15 protein-coding genes and 2 tRNA genes are annotated in these 16071 nt (G+C 60.7%); 4 read left to right on the forward strand and 13 right to left on the reverse strand.

Annotated features, from left to right (window positions below; genetic code table 11):
• Window positions 1-91: 91 nt before the first annotated feature.
• Genes OVA07_RS11025 through OVA07_RS11040 form a run of 4 tightly spaced genes read right to left on the reverse strand, consistent with a single transcriptional unit; the run spans window position 92 to window position 1906 of the window.
• A complete protein-coding gene (locus tag OVA07_RS11025) occupies window positions 92-592 on the reverse strand; it encodes a hypothetical protein (RefSeq protein WP_268171467.1) in 501 nt (166 codons plus the stop codon).
• Between the two features lies 1 nt (window position 593).
• Window positions 594-878 (reverse strand): hypothetical protein, encoded by a 285-nt coding sequence (locus tag OVA07_RS11030; RefSeq protein ID WP_268171468.1) that lies wholly within the window; start codon window positions 876-878, stop codon window positions 594-596.
• Window positions 875-1291 (reverse strand): phage holin family protein, encoded by a 417-nt coding sequence (locus OVA07_RS11035; protein ID WP_268171469.1) that lies wholly within the window; start codon window positions 1289-1291, stop codon window positions 875-877. The genes OVA07_RS11030 and OVA07_RS11035 overlap by 4 nt, the downstream gene beginning before the upstream one ends.
• Window positions 1292-1324: 33 nt before the next feature.
• The gene (locus OVA07_RS11040; RefSeq protein ID WP_268171470.1) at window positions 1325-1906 is read right to left on the reverse strand and encodes a hypothetical protein; all 582 of its coding nucleotides are present in this window, start codon (window positions 1904-1906) and stop codon (window positions 1325-1327) included.
• Window positions 1907-2146: 240 nt separating this feature from the next.
• Here OVA07_RS11040 and eno point away from each other — a divergent pair, with 240 nt between their 5' ends.
• On the forward strand, window positions 2147-3433 hold the full coding sequence (eno, locus tag OVA07_RS11045) for a phosphopyruvate hydratase (protein ID WP_268171471.1): 1287 nt from the start codon (window positions 2147-2149) through the stop codon (window positions 3431-3433).
• Window positions 3434-3510: 77 nt separating this feature from the next.
• Here the strand turns inward: eno and OVA07_RS11050 are convergent, their stop codons facing one another.
• Entirely contained in the window at window positions 3511-4050 is a 540-nt protein-coding gene (locus OVA07_RS11050) for a winged helix DNA-binding protein (protein WP_268171472.1), read from the reverse strand.
• Window positions 4051-4561: 511 nt separating this feature from the next.
• On the opposite strand from OVA07_RS11050, the gene OVA07_RS11055 reads away from it, so the two are divergent.
• Together OVA07_RS11055 and OVA07_RS11060 are read left to right on the forward strand one after the other, a co-directional pair.
• Window positions 4562-5650: a phosphotransferase family protein gene (locus OVA07_RS11055; protein ID WP_268171473.1), complete on the forward strand. Its 1089-nt coding sequence runs from the start codon at window positions 4562-4564 to the stop codon at window positions 5648-5650.
• Window positions 5650-6741 carry a hypothetical protein gene (locus OVA07_RS11060; RefSeq protein WP_268171474.1) on the forward strand — a complete coding sequence of 364 codons (1092 nt, stop codon included), beginning with the start codon at window positions 5650-5652 and terminating at the stop codon, window positions 6739-6741. The genes OVA07_RS11055 and OVA07_RS11060 overlap by 1 nt, the downstream gene beginning before the upstream one ends.
• A gap of 45 nt (window positions 6742-6786) precedes the next feature.
• On the opposite strand, the gene ribH is transcribed toward OVA07_RS11060, so the two are convergent.
• Window positions 6787-7206: a 6,7-dimethyl-8-ribityllumazine synthase gene (gene ribH, locus OVA07_RS11065; protein WP_268171475.1), complete on the reverse strand. Its 420-nt coding sequence runs from the start codon at window positions 7204-7206 to the stop codon at window positions 6787-6789.
• Between the two features lie 404 nt (window positions 7207-7610).
• On the opposite strand from ribH, the gene OVA07_RS11070 reads away from it, so the two are divergent.
• Window positions 7611-10535 carry a TonB-dependent receptor gene (locus OVA07_RS11070; protein WP_268171476.1) on the forward strand — a complete coding sequence of 975 codons (2925 nt, stop codon included), beginning with the start codon at window positions 7611-7613 and terminating at the stop codon, window positions 10533-10535.
• A 64-nt stretch (window positions 10536-10599) separates the two neighbouring features.
• Here the strand turns inward: OVA07_RS11070 and OVA07_RS11075 are convergent, their stop codons facing one another.
• The 7 genes from OVA07_RS11075 to mreC form a co-directional block, all read right to left on the reverse strand.
• Window positions 10600-10941: a putative quinol monooxygenase gene (locus tag OVA07_RS11075; RefSeq protein WP_268171477.1), complete on the reverse strand. Its 342-nt coding sequence runs from the start codon at window positions 10939-10941 to the stop codon at window positions 10600-10602.
• A gap of 126 nt (window positions 10942-11067) precedes the next feature.
• A tRNA-Lys gene (locus OVA07_RS11080) sits at window positions 11068-11143 on the reverse strand.
• Between the two features lie 43 nt (window positions 11144-11186).
• Window positions 11187-11262: transfer RNA gene (locus OVA07_RS11085), tRNA-Lys, on the reverse strand.
• Between the two features lie 112 nt (window positions 11263-11374).
• Window positions 11375-12490, reverse strand: a complete 1116-nt coding sequence (gene rodA, locus OVA07_RS11090; protein ID WP_268171478.1) for a rod shape-determining protein RodA — start codon at window positions 12488-12490, stop codon at window positions 11375-11377.
• Entirely contained in the window at window positions 12490-14583 is a 2094-nt protein-coding gene (gene mrdA / locus OVA07_RS11095) for a penicillin-binding protein 2 (protein ID WP_268171479.1), read from the reverse strand. The genes rodA and mrdA overlap by 1 nt, the downstream gene beginning before the upstream one ends.
• Window positions 14583-15137: a rod shape-determining protein MreD gene (gene mreD / locus OVA07_RS11100; RefSeq protein WP_268171480.1), complete on the reverse strand. Its 555-nt coding sequence runs from the start codon at window positions 15135-15137 to the stop codon at window positions 14583-14585. Before mreD ends, mrdA begins: the two co-directional genes overlap by 1 nt.
• Window positions 15134-16039, reverse strand: a complete 906-nt coding sequence (mreC, locus tag OVA07_RS11105) for a rod shape-determining protein MreC (protein WP_268171481.1) — start codon at window positions 16037-16039, stop codon at window positions 15134-15136. The genes mreD and mreC overlap by 4 nt, the downstream gene beginning before the upstream one ends.
• Window positions 16040-16071: the final 32 nt, after the last annotated feature.

The raw sequence follows: 16071 nt of genomic DNA on the forward strand, positions 1-16071 counted from the left end.
TCCATTGGGGAGGATTCAGCGCTGCCCTGACAAAAAGTGCAGGGCAGCGCAAGTCGGCCAATGGCGTATTTCGCTGATTTGGTGGTGTCGATCAGTGCTTCATGCGCGAAGCGATCTCGTTCACCTTGCGGATTGCCAGTTCGCTGGCCTCCAACGCGGCAGAACGCGCCACTTCGGCAAGGTCGACCGCCTTGCGTTTGGCCTCGCCGCTGCCTTCTGCAATGCGTCCGCCAACGGCTCCGCCTACTTCCTCTGCCCGATGCAGGCCATCGCGTCCTGCGCTTGCCGCGCGTGCGGCATAATCGGCGATGAATTTGCCTGCCACAGCGGCAAGTCCGGTGGCGCTACGACCCAACTGTGCTGACGCCACGCGCTTGCGAGTTGACGGGATGGCCTTGGCAATCAGCGCGCCCAGCAACAGGCCTGCGGCCATCGATGCCACGGGATGCTCGACAATCAGCCCCTTTACCGTTTCCACAGGTCGGGCGTTTCCGGTGCGCTCGGCCAGTCGGGCGCGGGCGGCATCCACCTTTTCGCGGAGGGTCGGGGTTTCGTTGGTTTCGGTGCCGAATGCGGGGTTCACGTCTTCCATGTCAATCTCCTGATCGCACCGTATCGGCCAGACGCCGGGCCAGATCCTGCAACGGTCCCCGAAAGAACCATGCGAGAAGGGTGGCCAGCGTTACGCCGATAACGGCCTTGTTTTCGCTCGCGATGTCGCGCGCGCTTTCGATCATCTCAACGGCTTCACCGACCGCACGTTCCTTGAAACGTGCAGGCGATGTTTCGGCTTTCACAAGGTCCAGATCGGCGCGGAACACCGCCAGCGCTTCGTCGCGCAATGCACGCGCTTCGGCGATGGAATGCGGGTCGCTCATGGTTGGGCACCCCTTTCGTTCACCGCCGCGACGACGTTTTTGATGCGACTGCGCGCCATGAGAAGGCACACGATCATCAGCACCAGCAATCCGCCCCCGACCGCTGACAGCGCACCCCACACGCCAATCAGCGGAGTAAGCGCCAGCAACAGGCCGACGACCAGCGCCAGCAGTGTGAAAAAGCCGAAGCCCAGCGCCAGAACCAGCAGCAGGGCAATGGTCTTGCCTTGTCCAAGCCCATAACCGGCCTGCGCCTTGCGATAGGCGATTTCTGCCTCAACGAGCGTTTGCCCATCCTCGATCAGGGCACGTACCGCATCGCCCAAAGAGCTATCGGGTGGGCCGTCAGGATTCAGGTCATGCTCGTTCGTGTTTTCCGCCGGGGCAGCGGTTGTTTGCTCGGTTACGTTCATCTGGCGTCTGCGCGCTGGTTCAACCGGCAGCCGTCATTCTTCCGATCCGCTTCCAGACAGCATCTTGGCCAGCGCATAACCTGCCACGGCTGCAATGCCGATGGCGATGCCGGGGCTGTTCTTGACAAAGCCCTTCACATCTTCGCCCAGCTCGCCCAGATCCTTGGCTTCCAGCTTTGCGGCCGTTTCCTGAATCGAACGGGCGGCGCTGCGGGCATAATCGCCATATTGCACGCCCAGCTTTTCATCGATGGTGCCGGCATTGTCGGAAATGGTCTTGCCCAGCGTGCTCAGCGCATCGCTCGCCTTGGTCTTGCCTTCGACGGCAAGCTGCGCGCCCTTTTCCTTGGCCTGTCCGGCATAAGTCTTGGCCTCTTCCACCCAGTCGGCGGTCGCGTCGGCAACTTTGGCCTTGTAGGCCGCGCTCTTTTCCAGCGCTTCCCCCTTCAGCGTTTCGGCGCTGGCCTTGGCATCGTCGATCGCTTTGGAAAAGCGGCCTTTGGCCGCCTCAGCGCTGGCCTCGGTCGCAGCCACAACCGCTGCTGCGGCATCTTCAACCTTCTTCGAAGCGCGCTTGGTGGCGGCGTCGGCGGGGGGCAGGGTGGTGTCGGCCATTGTTGTGTTCCCTTTGGCATGTCGCGCGGCTGCGCCGCATCGATATGGGCGGTTTGCGCCATCTTGCTAGACCCTGAGGCAAGATTGCAAGGGCCTTGGTCAAGGTGGATCGAACCTGGATACGTTTCTACCTTGCCAACGCCGCTTGCCTGACAGGGTTCCAGCCGATAGGAGCCGCCGCAAACCTTGGCCATACCGTTGCGCCGAATCCGGCCCTTCGAACCCTGCAGGGAGCAGCTAATGACCGCGATCATCGATATCCATGCGCGTGAAATCCTCGACAGCCGTGGCAACCCTACAGTCGAAGTCGATGTTCTGCTGGAAGACGGCAGCTTTGGCCGCGCTGCGGTGCCGTCAGGCGCATCCACCGGCGCGCACGAAGCGGTCGAACTGCGCGATGGCGACAAGGCCCGCTATCTGGGCAAGGGCGTGACCAAGGCGGTTACCGCTGTCAATTCCGACATTGCCGAAGTGGTTCTTGGCATGGATGCCGAAGACCAGCGCGACATCGATCTTGCCATGATCGAACTGGACGGCACGGAAAACAAAGCGCGCCTTGGCGCCAATGCCATTCTGGGCACCAGCCTTGCCGTGGCCAAGGCTGCGGCCGATGCGCGTGGCATGCCGCTTTACAGCTATGTTGGCGGTGTTTCCGCGCATGTCCTGCCGGTGCCGATGATGAATATCATCAACGGCGGCGAACATGCCGACAACCCGATCGATTTTCAGGAATTCATGATTATGCCGGTCGGCGCGCCGTCGCTGGCCGAAGCGGTGCGTTGGGGCGCTGAAATCTTTCACACCCTGAAAAAGGGTCTGCATGAAAAGGGCCTCGCCACGGCTGTGGGCGATGAAGGCGGCTTTGCCCCCAACCTTGCCAGCACCCGTGATGCACTCGATTTCGTGATGGCTTCGGTCGAAAAGGCCGGGTTCAAGCCGGGCGAAGACATCATGGTCGCGCTCGATTGCGCTGCCACGGAATTCTTCAAGAACGGCAAGTACGAAATCAGCGGCGAAGGCCTCTCGCTCTCGCCCGACGCCATGGCAGACTACCTTGCCGCGCTGTGTGATGCCTATCCGATCATCTCGATCGAAGACGGCATGAGCGAAGATGATTTCGAAGGCTGGGCCGCGCTAACCGCTAAGGTTGGCAAGCGGGTGCAGCTTGTCGGCGATGACCTGTTCGTGACCAATCCCCGCCGCCTTGAAATGGGCATCGGCAAGGGCCTCGCCAACTCGCTGCTGGTCAAGGTCAACCAGATCGGCACGCTCACCGAAACGCTCGAAGCTGTGTCCATCGCGCAGCGCAACGGCTACACCGCCGTCATGTCGCACCGTTCAGGTGAAACCGAAGACGCGACCATTGCCGATCTCGCGGTTGCCACCAACTGCGGCCAGATCAAGACCGGCTCGCTCGCCCGTTCGGACCGGTTGGCCAAGTACAACCAGCTCATCCGTATCGAAGAAGAGCTTGGCCTTTCGGCGCGTTATGCCGGCAAGGCTGCGTTCGGTCGCCTTGGCGCCTGAACAAACGGCTTTGTCCTGACAGTAAAAAGGGCGGCTCCCACCGGGCCGCCCTTTTTTGCATCAGCCTGCTGCGCGCATTATCGCGCCATACGCAGGGCAGGGGATTCGACCACCTCGTCTGAACGCATGTCGCCAGCCACTTCCGCGAAATAGCCGACCATCTTTTCATACCCTTCGGCAGATAGCCGCACGAACACACGGCGCGCATCGGCGGTGTCGTTTTCGCGCACGATCAGGCCTTTTTCCTCCAGCACGGTCAGCCAGCGCAGCGCCGTGGTCGCGGGCACGGCAGCGCCAATGCAGGCGCTCGTCACCGGCAGGCGCTTGCGTTCCTTGGCGGCAATGAACAGGTCCAGCATGATGTCCCATGCTGGTTCGCCAAACAGGGTCTGGTCCTTGAACACATCGGCGCGGCGGCGACGTTCGCGATAGGCGTTGCGCGCCAGTTCCGCCCATACCGGGCTGTCCTTGGCGGCCACGGTGTTCGTCATGCTTTCGGCCAGACGTTCAGCCGTGCCATCGCCTTCGCCCTGTTCCAGTTCGTGGGCGATGGTCAGCAGCTCATTTGCTGCCGCGATCAGTCGGCGCGCGCGCACTTTCAATTGATCTCTGTCCATCCGACAGCAACCCCTGTTGCCAAATCTGACACCAGCACTGCGCTAACCGGCTTTGCATCCAGTTATTGCAGTGCGCCCCTCGTTACGCAGAACGGTTCAAATCCCCGTCAGACGTTCCGTAATGCAGACTTTGTCGAGCATGGTTTCTGCGGCTATTCGGTCATACACTAAGGGATTTCACGTAATTTCAATGCGCGCTTTTCCTAGGGTTATGAAATCATGCGATTAAATCGTGACTGCTCAGATATTCATCTAAAGCGATAATTCCAGTTTGGACGCAGTTCATGGGCGTGGCGGTCCGAAAAACTCATCCCCATTCCCTGAAACACCAAGGTTTTTGCTGAAATCCCTCAAAATCCATCACACGCGCGCCCATTATCCATTCGACAACAGCGTCAGACCACCTGGCGCCAGTGTCTAAGCACCCGCTGACACAGCAACCTAATCGGTCAATTAAAATCCTCTTCCCATGAACGATGCTCTCTGCCAGCTTTTGGGAGGGAGAGAATATATGGCAGATTTTCCGACGCAGCCCGGTGACGTCGAAATGGCCTGGCTGGAACAGCAGCTTGCCCAGGCAGGTGTGCTGGGCGATGCGCGCGTTGTCGATATGGCATGGCAATCCATTGGCACGGGCCAGGTGGGCGATACCGCGCGCTTTACGCTCACCTATGATGGCCCGGCACCGGGCGCGCCTGTCAGCGTTGCGGCAAAGTTCCCCTCGCACGACGCGACCAGCCGTCAGACCGCTGCATCGTTCTCGCTCTACAAACGCGAAGTGTGGTTTTACCGCGAAGTCGCCGGGCTGATCGACATGCGCGTGCCCCGCACATATGCCGCGCTGCTCGACGACAACGGTTGTGATTTCGTCCTGTTGTTTGAGGATTTGGGACCGTGTCAGGCCGGTAACCAGCTTGCCGGTTGCACACTGGCTGAAGCCGAACAGGCTATGCGGCAGGCCGCAGCGCTCCATGCGCCCACAATGAATCATCCCGTGCTGGATGCGGATTGGCTCAAGATCGATCCGCAGGCCCATGCCATGTTGCGCTCGCTCTATCCTCAGGCGCAGAAGATTTTTCGGGAACGCTATGCCAGTGATCTCGCGCCCGAACTCATGGCCATCTGCGATGAACTGGACGCCTGCGCCGATCTCTGGTTTGAACGCCAGCACCGCAGCCGCAGCTTCCTTCACGGCGATTTCCGGCTCGATAATATGCTGTTCGGCATCCGGGGCGGGGCAGAACCCATCGCCCTTGTCGATTGGCAGACTGCCGCGACCGGCTGCGGGTTGACCGACATCGGCTATTTCCTCGGCTGCGGCATCGGCTCTGCCCTGCGCCGCCCAAACGAGGCTGCGTTGCTCGATCTTTATTGCGCCGAAATGACCCGGCGCGGGGTGTCGATGGCGCGGGATGATATCATGGATGATTACCGCATCGGCACGCTGCATGGCGTTTCCACCGCCGTCTTCAGTTCCGCCTTCGTGGTTCGCACCGATCGTGGTGACGCCAACTTCCTTTCGATGGCGCGCGGGGCCTGCGAACTCGCGCTCGATCATGACAGCCTTGGCGCGTTGAAGCGCCGGATGGAGCATGTGTGATGCTGACCAAAGGTGATGATTTCCCACTGCACCAGACGCCGGAGCCAGTGGCCTATGCCGGTACTGACCGCAATTTCTACGATCGCTATTTCTTCAACGGCTATGCCCCCGATGGTTCCGGTTTCTTTGCGGTGGCGCTGGGCATCTATCCGCACCTGAACGTCGCAGACGCCCACTTCTCCTGCATCCGCGATGGCGTGCAATACAATCTCCACGCCTCGCGCGAACTCAATATGGAGCGGTTTGACCTTACTGTCGGCCCGATCACTATAGAAGTGATCGAGCCGCTGAATATCCTGAAAGTCACGGTGCGCGGGGAAGGGCTGGCCGCAGAACTGACCTTCACCGGCCGGGCTTTCCCCATTGAAGAGCCACGCTTCACCTATCGCATCGGCCCCCGCACATTCATGGATTACACCCGGCTGACCCAGAATGGCCACTATACCGGCTGGATCGAAGTGGATGGCCAGCGCACCGACCTTGCCCCCGGCACTTGTGGCACCCGTGACCGAAGCTGGGGCGTGCGCCCGGTTGGCGCGTCAGATGCGCAGCCGCACGGCCATGGCGTTGTCTCGTCGTTTTTCTGGCAGTGGACGCCGGTGAACCTGCCCACGCGCAGCCTGTTCTTCCACATTAATGCCGACCGTCATGGCGCGCCCTGGAATACCCGCGCGGTCATCGCGCCCGATGGTGCAGGGCATGATGGTTTTTTCGAAACACCTGCTGCCACCATGGCGTCATCAATGCAGCCGGGCACGCGTTGGCCCGACGGTGGCACGTTGACCATAAATGCCCCCGAAGGCCCGCTGACGCTGGCGTTTGAACCGCTGGTGCGTTTCCAGATGCGCGGGCTTGGCTATACCAGCCCGAAATGGGGGCACGGTGCCTATCACGGCCCGCTGGCGGTAGAGCGCGAGGATCTTGTCCTTGCCGATCTTGATCCGATGGCCCCCACCATGGACAATCTGCACGTCCAGATCGTCTCGCGCATCACCGCCAGCACGGGCGAAGTGGGCATTGGCGGGTTTGAACAACTGGTGATCGGCCCCTACGACCCGTGGGGCCTGAAAGACTACTTCGACGCAGGCTGACCTAAAGGCGTGCGGCGGTTCCGCTGCGCGCCTTTCATGCCTAAATTACGCCCAGCGTTCGCGCAGGGCCAGCAGCGCCAGAGCCGCCTTGGCTGCTTCGCCACCCTTGTCCTTCTGCTTGGGGTCGGCGCGCACGATGGCCTGCTCTTCGTTCTCCACGGTCAGAATGCCATTGCCGATGGCAACGCCATCCATGGTCAGCGCCATGATCCCGCGCGCGCTTTCGCCCGCCACGATTTCGAAGTGATAAGTCTCGCCCCGGATCACCACGCCAATCGCGACATAGCCGTCATAGTCGTCCGATTGGTCGGCCAGAGCAATCGCACCGGGAATTTCCAGTGCACCCGGCACCGTGATAACGTCGACCTTGTGCCCGGCATCCTTCAGTGCGGCCTTTGCGCCTGCCACCAGCATGTCGTTGAGGTGGTCGTAGAAGCGGGCTTCGACGATCAGGAACTTTGCCATGGAAACTGCATCCTTTTGAAAATCTGTCGGCACACGCCACACCATTCCGCCACCTGCCGGTCAAGCATGTTCCCTGTTTTCCGGCACTCGGCACAACATATATTGCCGCGCTCTGCCGCAGGAAACCGTGGGTTCAGGAATGCGTGATTCGCTGCACTGCCGAACAGTCTAGGCGTGATTCGATCAAAACAACATCATAATGTGTGCATCCATATTCATGCGACACCTCAATGATATGCATTTTCATGCCTTTTCCACCGATATGGTCACGACTGCAACAAGTTGACCCTACGGAAACCCCTATTTTTAATTATCCGGTTGACAAAGAATCGGCGGCACTATGTCCTGTCCTTCAGGTAGCCCGCGAATAATGATGGGCACCGCTGGAGAGAGAGGTCTGAGCTATGAGGGGCAAGCTTTCCCTGCTGGCTGGCGTATGTGCAACTGCCATCGCCATGCCTGCATTCGCACAGTCGGCCAATAATAACGGGATTGAAGAAATCATTGTCACCGCCCAGCGACAGGCGGAACGACTTCAGGATGTTCCCATCGCGGTCAGCGCATTCAGTCCGGAGGCGTTGGATAAGCAGCAGATCAAGAATACGCTTGATCTTCAACTGTCACTGCCGAACATCACCTTCACCAAGACGAACTTCACCTCGTCCAGCTTTACCATCCGCGGTATCGGCGATCTGTGCGTCGGCGTTACCTGCGATCAGGCTACCGCCATCCACCTCAACGATTCTCCGCTCCTTCAGACCCGGCTGTTCGAAGGCGAATTCTACGATCTTGCGCAGGTGCAGGTTCTGCGCGGCCCGCAGGGCACGCTGTTTGGCCGCAACGCGACGTCAGGCGTGGTCAACCTTATCACAGCCAAGCCCGATCTCAGCGGCATTGGCGCGTCGGGTGATGTCGAATACGGCAACTACAACGCGGTCAAGGTGCGTGGCATGCTCAACGTGCCTATCGGTGAAGCGCTCGGCCTGCGCGTCGCCGGTTTCTATCTCAACCGTGATGGTTACACCAAAAACCTTTTCGACAATTCGCGCATCGACGACCGCAATATGTATGGCGTGCGCGGGTCGCTGCGGTTCGAACCCGGCACTGGCACCACGGTTGACCTCATGGTCCAGTACTTCCGTGAAAAAGACAATCGCATGCGCATTCAGAAGCAGGTCTGTCAAAATGACCCGACCGGCATTCTGGGCTGTCTCAACGCCACGCTGCCTTATGGCACAACCAACGGCAATTCGACGCTGGCTTCGGTCCTTACCTCGCGCGAATTCTTTGCAATTCGCGGGCTTCCCACTGCATTTGCGCTGGGCAGCCTCTACGGCACCGATACCTATTCGGGTGTCGTGAACCCGGCAGATCCGCGCGTGGTCAACACTGATACCAAGCCGACCTATTTTGCCGAAGAACTGATTGTCGTCGGTTCGTGGAATCAGGAACTGGGCGGTGGTCTGAACCTCAAGCTGACCGGCAACTATCAGGACGTCTCGGTCGATTCGAGCCAGGATTACAACAACTCGGTGCAGAGCCGGTCGGCCATTCAGTCCACGCTCAACACTTTGGCCTTTGCTGCCGGTGGCGGCTTGGGCGCCGGGTTGCAGTCTTATCTCGCTCCTGTCGCCGCCGCGCTCATACCCAACGGTCCGGCTGGCGTGCTGTGCACATCGCTGCCCGATGAATCCGGTCGCGGTGTTTATGGTGGGAACAAGGTCTGCGGCATGACTCCGCTCGACTATGACCGTTCCAATCAGGACAACAGCAGCTGGTCGGCGGAAGCCATCCTCAGCTCTGACTGGGATGGCAAGTTCAACTTCCTGTTGGGCGGCATCTACAGCAGCTACAAGCTGACCGAAAACAGCTACTATGTTAACTCGTTCGGCCTCGATTATTTTTCCGGCATCGTCGGTTCCTTCACCGCTCTTGGCGCTGGTGCGGCGCCGGGATATCTCGCCACGCCGTTCTTCCGCAACAACTCCGATGATCTGCGCGTCAAGAGCTATGGCGCCTTCGGCGAAGCCTACTACAAGTTCAACGACAAGGTGAAGCTGACCCTTGGCCTGCGCTTCAACCATGATGACAAGCAGATCCGTGCCCGCACCACCCTGTTCAACTGGCTGACGCCGCACACTGCGACCGATGCCTACGCGGCACCCGGTTTTGCAGCCTATGACGCCGACCCCAGCCTTGCGGGCAACCAGCCTTTTCAGAACCGCAGTGCCCGGTTCAATGAAATAACCGGTCGTGCAGTTCTCGATTTCCAGGTTTCTCCAGACAATCTGGTCTATCTGTCCTATTCGCGCGGCTATAAATCGGGCGGTATCAACCCGCCGCTGTCTCCGATTTTCGTCGTGCCTGAAACCTTCAAGCCCGAATTCGTCGACTCCTTTGAAATCGGCTCGAAGAACCAGTTTGGCGGCCTGACGCTCAATCTCACGGGCTTCTACTACAAGTACAAGGATCTCCAGCTTTCGCGCATCGTCGCCCGTACCTCGGTCAACGATAACGTCAGCGCCAATATCTGGGGCCTCGAAGCCGAAGCGATCATGCGTCCCGCACCGGGTCTGACGGTCAATGTCTCGGCCAGCTACCTCAACACCAAGGTTTCGCAGGACAAGATGCTGTCGAACCCGCGCGACTTCGGCGGTGGACGGGCAGATGCGGTGATTATCAAGGATATCACCAACGCGGCCAACTGCGCTGTGGCCTCCACTTCCGGCAGCGTTGCCGGGGTCAATGCCTTCGTCAACACCGTCAACGCCCAGATCAATGCTGGGGCCATTCCGGGCGTTGCGGCAGGGGCAGGACTGCAGAACACCACCTCGTTCGGTGCTGGCAGCGGCATCGCCTCGACCGGGGCCTACAGCATCTGCGCTGCGCTTGAAGGCGTTGCAGCGGCAACCGGCGGCGGCGTGCCGTTTGGCGGGGTGCAGGTCTTCACGTCGGGCATTCCGGTCAACATCAAGGGTAACAAGTTGCCTGGCGCGCCGGATTACAAGGTGGCCGCCGGTGCCCAATATGCCATTCCGGTGGGCAACCTTACCTTTACCCCGCGTGCTGACTTCATCGTCACCGGTACGTCCACGGGCAGCATCTTCAATGGCAACGTCAACCGTATCCCCAGCTACACCCAGATTAACGCCCAGGTGCAGCTTGATGGGCCTGACAACAAATGGTTCCTGCGCGGCTTCATCCAGAACGTCGGCAACTCCAACCCGATTACCGGCCTTTATGTGACCGACCAGTCTTCGGGTAATTTCACCAACATCTTCACGCTGGAACCGCGCCGCTATGGCGTTGCTGCCGGCTTCAAGTTCTAAAATAACAAAAGCATAACAACTTGCGCGCCGGGGCCTCAAAACCCCGGCGTTTTCATATTTGCGATCAGGTAAATTCTGCCTTGGGCAACCCGCTGCCGTCATAGACCGGCTGCTTTGCCACCACGCGATACTTGTCCACTTCGGCTCCGGTCATGCCGCTATCGGCCAGATACCCTGACATCGCGGTATAGAGCGGCCCGGACAGATGATCGGCCAGCGCGCCTACGCTTTCCCATTCTTCAAACACCCACATCCGCTCAGGCTTCAGCGGGTCGCCCGTCCAGACATAATGGATGCAGCCCGGCTCGTCATAGGTCGGCACAATGAACTGCTCGGCCCCGCGCACGATGGCGGCGGCATCCTTGCCTGCAAAATCAATCCAGCCCCACAGTGTAACCCGCTCCATCACCCAACTCCTGCACAAATTTCGTTTCGTGCAAACAGTTTGGGCCAGACCCGACAGCGCCTCAATTGACCTTTCCATCAGGCACGAAAACACCGTGTCTGGAACGATGATGATGCTTGAAAAGACTGGTGGACGCACTTGGGCTCGAACCAAGGACCCGCTGATTAAGAGTCAGCTGCTCTACCAACTGAGCTATGCGTCCAAAGCCGTCAGGCTTGCCGCTTGGTGGGCGGCTGGGGAAGCGATGGTGGACGCACTTGGGCTCGAACCAAGGACCCGCTGATTAAGAGTCAGCTGCTCTACCAACTGAGCTATGCGTCCATGCCATCAGGCATTCCCGTTGGGGAGCCGCCCCAATAACGATTTTATCGGCCCTGCCAAGCCCCAATTTTGCATTTTCACGACACGGGGCAGGGCATGGGGCGCATCGTCGTCAAGACAGGCTGCGCGGTGCACCTCGGCTCCAGCGTTCTACTGCCATGATCGTGCCGATGCAGATCATGTTGGTCATCATCGATGATCCGCCATGGCTCATCCACGGCAGCGGAATACCCACCACCGGGGCAAGGCCCATCACCATCATCAGGTTGATACACATGTAGAAAAAGATCGTCATGGTCATGCCTGATGCAAGCAGGCGCGAAAACCGGTCAGGCGCGGCGCTTGCCACTTTCAGGCCCCAGCGAAAGATCAGGCCGAACACCATCAGCACGAACAGCCCGCCCAGCATGCCCCATTCTTCAGCCATGGTGGCAAACACAAAGTCGGTGTGCGATTCGGGCAAGTAGTTGAGATGGCTCTGCGATCCATTGCCGAACCCTTTGCCGAACAGTCCGCCCGAACCGATGGCAATTTTCGACTGGGTAATGTGATACCCGGACCCCAGCGGATCGTTTTCAGGATCGAGGAACACCAGCACCCGCTTGCGCTGATAATCATGCAGCAGCGTGAAGAAGGCGAGGGGGGCGATCACCAGCCCCGCCGCACCCGCGCCCAGAAACCAGCGCAGCGGCAGCCCGGCCATGAACATCACCACCACTGCGCCAAAGCTGATGGCAAGGCCAGTGCCAAGGTCCGGCTGCAGCATCACCAGTCCTGCCGGGATCGCTAACAGGCCGCCTGCGGGCACCAGTGCGCGCCAGCCCTGCGTTTCGCCCACCGGCAGCACCGAATAGAACCATGCCAGCACCAGCACGATACCCGGCTTCATCAGTTCCGACGGTTGCAGCGTCATGAAGCCCAGATTCAGCCAGCGCTGGCTGCCCCCGCCAATGCCGCCGATCAGTTCGACCAGCACTAGCAAAGCGCACAGCACGCCATAAACCGGCAGCGCCATCCGTTTGAACAGGTCTTGCGGCAGCCGTGCGATGACCATGGCCATAATCAGGAACACGCCAAAGCGCACCAGATGCGACATCGACCACACGTCGAACCGCCCGCCAGCAGCCGAATCCAGCACTGCTGCGCCAAATCCGACCAGTCCCATCAACGGCAGCAGCACGCTCCACGGCTGGCGGGCAATCGTCGCGGGCACATAGGCGCGGGGCACTATTGGCCTCCTGTCGCGGGCGCTGCGGCAGGCACGGGCGGGGCAGGGGGCACAGGCGAAGGGCTGGCGACGGGCGCTGGTGCCGGGGCTTCCGGTTCAGCACCGGGAGCTGCCGCATCAGTCTGTGCCGTGGCAGGTGCCGTGTCGGGCTTGCGGCCTTCTTCGACCTGTTCGGTCAGTTCTGCGTCATCCGGCACGGGCTTGGGGGCCGATGCGCCATATTTGGCGGCATAGACGTTATACTTTGCCGCCATGCGCTGCTGCACATTGCCGCCCCACTGCTTTTCAAATTCGCCCAGCACTGCCATCGCTTTGTCCGGGGCGAAGATATAGGTCATCACGTCGCGTGCAATCGGATAGGCCGCGCTTGACCCACCGCCATGTTCGATCACCACCGCACAGGCATATTTCGGCTTGTCGAACGGCGCAAAGGCGATGAAATGCCCGTGGTCACGGTATTTCCATTGCCCACTTTTGCCATTCGCGATGTTCAGGCCGACGACTTGCGCGGTCCCTGTCTTGCCCGCCATCAGCACATCGACCGGCAGCTTTGCCCGGCCTGCAGTGCCCCGCCCGTTCACCACTTCGCTCATCGCGGCGTGGATGTAATCCAGATGATCCTGCCGGAACCCCATCGGCTTTACCGGCGGTGCATTCCGGTCCAGCAACAGGCGTGGCATCACCTCTCGGCCTGATGCGATGCGCGATGCCATGACCGCCTGCTGCAGCGGATTAACCAGCATGTAACCCTGTCCGATGGTGGCGTTCACGGTGTCGTAAACTGCCCATTCCTTGTTGTATTTCCGCAGCTTCCACGCCGGATCTGGCACTGTTCCATAAGATTGCCCCGGATAGGGCATCGGGAATTCCTGCCCCAGTCCCAGCCGCCGCGCCATGGCGGCAATCTTGTCCATGCCAATCTGCTGTGCGAAGTGATAGAAGTAGACGTCGCACGACTGGTAGATGCCTTTGGCCATGTCGACGCTGCCATGCCCGCGCCGGTTCCAGCAGTGGAACACGCGGTTGCCCACGCGCAGGCCGCCGCCGCAATTGACGCTGGCGCTGGGGTCAAGCCCCGCTTCCAGAAATGCCATCGCCACCATCGGCTTGACCGTCGATCCCGGCGGATACAGCCCGCGCAGCACCTTGTTGCGCAAGGGCACATGGTCGTCTTCCGACAGCATCTTCCATTCGATGCGGCCGATACCGTCGGAAAAGCTGTTGGGGTCAAAACTGGGCATCGACGCCATGGCCAGCACGTCGCCGGTTTCGCAGTCCATCACCACGACCGAGCCGGATTCCAGCCCGATGCGCCGCGCGGCATAGTCCTGAAGGCCTGCGTTGATCGTCAACTGTATCGGCTTGCCCGGCACGTCTTCGCGCGTGCCAAGGTCGCGCACGATCCGCCCGGAAGCGGTCGCTTCCACCCGCCGCGCGCCGGGCACCCCGCGCAGCCGCGTCTCGAAGTGCTTTTCCAGCCCGTCCTTGCCGATCTTGAAACCCGGCGTGATGAGCAGCGCATTGCGCTCTTTCTCGTAATCTTCAGCCGATGCTGCACCGACATAGCCGACAAGGTGCCCCACCGCCGCGCCCGTGGGATAGAACCGCGAATAGCCGCGCTGGGGGATAACGCCGGGCAGTTCGGGCAGGCGCACCGAAACGGCGGCAAACTGTTCCCACTGCAAACTTGATGCGACTTCCACCGGCTGAAACCCGCGCGCCTTGTCCAGCTTGTCCGAAATGTCGCGCACCCGGTCGGCTGGCAGGGCCAGCAGATCGGCCAGCGTCTTCATTGTCCGTTCGGGGTCGCTCACCCGGTCGGGGATCAGGTCAACGCGAAAGTCGGCTCGGTTGGCGGCCAGCGCATTGCCGAAACGGTCCAGCACCCATCCGCGCCGGGGCGGTATCAGTGTCAGGTTCACGCGGTTGCTTTCGGACGCAGCCTGATACTTCTCGTTCTGCGCTACCGCCAGATAGCCAAGCCGCGTCGCCAGCATCAGGCCGACGCCGCCCTGCAGCGCGCCCAGCACAAATGTCCGCCGTTCAAACCGGTTGGTCAGGATTGCCGAAGTGATCGGCAGCTTGGACTTCATCAAAGCCTCTTCAGCGGCAGCAGCCGCACCCGGTCAAACAGGGCTACAATGCGGGTCATCACCGGATAGATGATGATCGACAGCAGCACTTGCGGCACGATCACCAGCGGCAGGGGATATCCCGTCGCGCCCCATGCAAACATCGCGCACAGCAGCAGATAGGCAGGCGTCAGCACGCTTGCGGCCAGCCAGTCCTGCAGGAACCCGCGCCAAAGAAAGCGTTCGTCGATCACTTCCATCGCCAGCATCGTGGCTGACCATAGCAGAATGCCCGATCCAAAAGGTTGACCGGAATAGAGGTCGTCAAAAAACCCCAGTGGCAGTCCGGCCCACACCGGCAACATGCCCGGCCGCAACATGCGCCACGCCAGCAACATCAAATAACTGAACGGTGGCATGACCGGGGCCGATGCGATTACCGGCGAAAAGCTGACCATCGACGCCAGCATGATCGACAGCCACGGCAATCCGGTTGCCAGCACCGGCCATGGTGCGCGGTTGATGCGCTTGCGGGTGATTTCGTCCTTTGCGGCGCCAAGGCCGCGCCAGATCACGGCGCTTCGGCGGGGTTTTCCGCGCCGTCCTTTTCAATGGCTTCAATCTGGGTGCGGGCTTGCGCGCTATAAGTTGGCTCCACCACCACAAATTCGGTATCCGCAGGGTTTGCCGCCAGATGCCCGCTGGCGCCATCCCGATGCGGGTCGGTCGCCACGGCCACGGGAATCCCCGGTGGATAAAGGCCGCCAGAACCCGAAGTAACGAAAACGTCGCCCTTCTTCACCGGGTTTACGCCCATGTTGATAAGGCGGATGTCGATGCGTCCGTTCGATGCGCCCTGCACGAAGGCGGCCAGCCCGTCGCGCGCACGGCGCACCGGCACCACGTTGTCAGGGTCGGTTACCAGCAGAACGCGCGCTGTATCTGGTCCGGCTTCAATCACGCGCCCTATAAGGCCCGATGCGGCGCGTACCGGCTGACCGGCCTGCACGCCGCTGCGCTGGCCTGCATCGATGATGGCAAAGCGCCGTGTGCTCGACGCGGTCGATCCGATCAGATGAGCTGTCGCCACCGGGCTGCGCGACGGATCGACAATTCCCAGCAAGCCCTTCAACCGCCGGTTTTCGTCCGCCAGCGCCTGCATTGTCACCGCATTGGCGCGCGCCGCTTCCACCTCGCGGCGCAGCGCGGCGTTCTGTTCGCCTGCGCGAAAGTATGCGCCCACCGCCTCGAACACGCCGGCACCGGCAGATCGGCTTTCAGCCCCGGCCTTGCCCAGGGGGCGCGCCACTTCGGCGGCAGAACTGCGCGCAAATGAAAACGCACCGGGATTCAGCAGCGAAATCGCAAGCACGGCAATCCCCGCCACGACGCCCAGAATGGCGATCACGTAGCCGGTGAAAATCCCGTATTGCGCCCTGCGCGAATAGCCGGGGCGCCGGTCCTGCGACCGCGCCATGCGTCCACCCTTTCAAGCCGGTCCCGCCCCAT

The sequence above is a fragment of the Novosphingobium sp. SL115 genome, from assembly GCF_026672515.1.
GTDB lineage: Bacteria > Pseudomonadota > Alphaproteobacteria > Sphingomonadales > Sphingomonadaceae > Novosphingobium.

What these genes read in the sequence shown, in the direction of transcription:
- mrdA (WP_268171479.1), bottom strand. Translation starts at nt 14,583, where the DNA reads ATGAAGTCCAAGCTGCCGATCACTTCGGCAATCCTGACCAACCGGTTT.
- OVA07_RS11025 (WP_268171467.1), bottom strand. Translation starts at nt 592, where the DNA reads ATGGAAGACGTGAACCCCGCATTCGGCACCGAAACCAACGAAACCCCG.
- OVA07_RS11040 (WP_268171470.1), bottom strand. Translation starts at nt 1,906, where the DNA reads ATGGCCGACACCACCCTGCCCCCCGCCGACGCCGCCACCAAGCGCGCT.
- OVA07_RS11055 (WP_268171473.1), top strand. Translation starts at nt 4,562, where the DNA reads ATGGCAGATTTTCCGACGCAGCCCGGTGACGTCGAAATGGCCTGGCTG.
- OVA07_RS11075 (WP_268171477.1), bottom strand. Translation starts at nt 10,941, where the DNA reads ATGGAGCGGGTTACACTGTGGGGCTGGATTGATTTTGCAGGCAAGGAT.
- OVA07_RS11070 (WP_268171476.1), top strand. Translation starts at nt 7,611, where the DNA reads ATGAGGGGCAAGCTTTCCCTGCTGGCTGGCGTATGTGCAACTGCCATC.
- OVA07_RS11035 (WP_268171469.1), bottom strand. Translation starts at nt 1,291, where the DNA reads ATGAACGTAACCGAGCAAACAACCGCTGCCCCGGCGGAAAACACGAAC.
- OVA07_RS11060 (WP_268171474.1), top strand. Translation starts at nt 5,650, where the DNA reads ATGCTGACCAAAGGTGATGATTTCCCACTGCACCAGACGCCGGAGCCA.
- OVA07_RS11050 (WP_268171472.1), bottom strand. Translation starts at nt 4,050, where the DNA reads ATGGACAGAGATCAATTGAAAGTGCGCGCGCGCCGACTGATCGCGGCA.
- OVA07_RS11030 (WP_268171468.1), bottom strand. Translation starts at nt 878, where the DNA reads ATGAGCGACCCGCATTCCATCGCCGAAGCGCGTGCATTGCGCGACGAA.
- eno (WP_268171471.1), top strand. Translation starts at nt 2,147, where the DNA reads ATGACCGCGATCATCGATATCCATGCGCGTGAAATCCTCGACAGCCGT.
- ribH (WP_268171475.1), bottom strand. Translation starts at nt 7,206, where the DNA reads ATGGCAAAGTTCCTGATCGTCGAAGCCCGCTTCTACGACCACCTCAAC.
- mreC (WP_268171481.1), bottom strand. Translation starts at nt 16,039, where the DNA reads ATGGCGCGGTCGCAGGACCGGCGCCCCGGCTATTCGCGCAGGGCGCAA.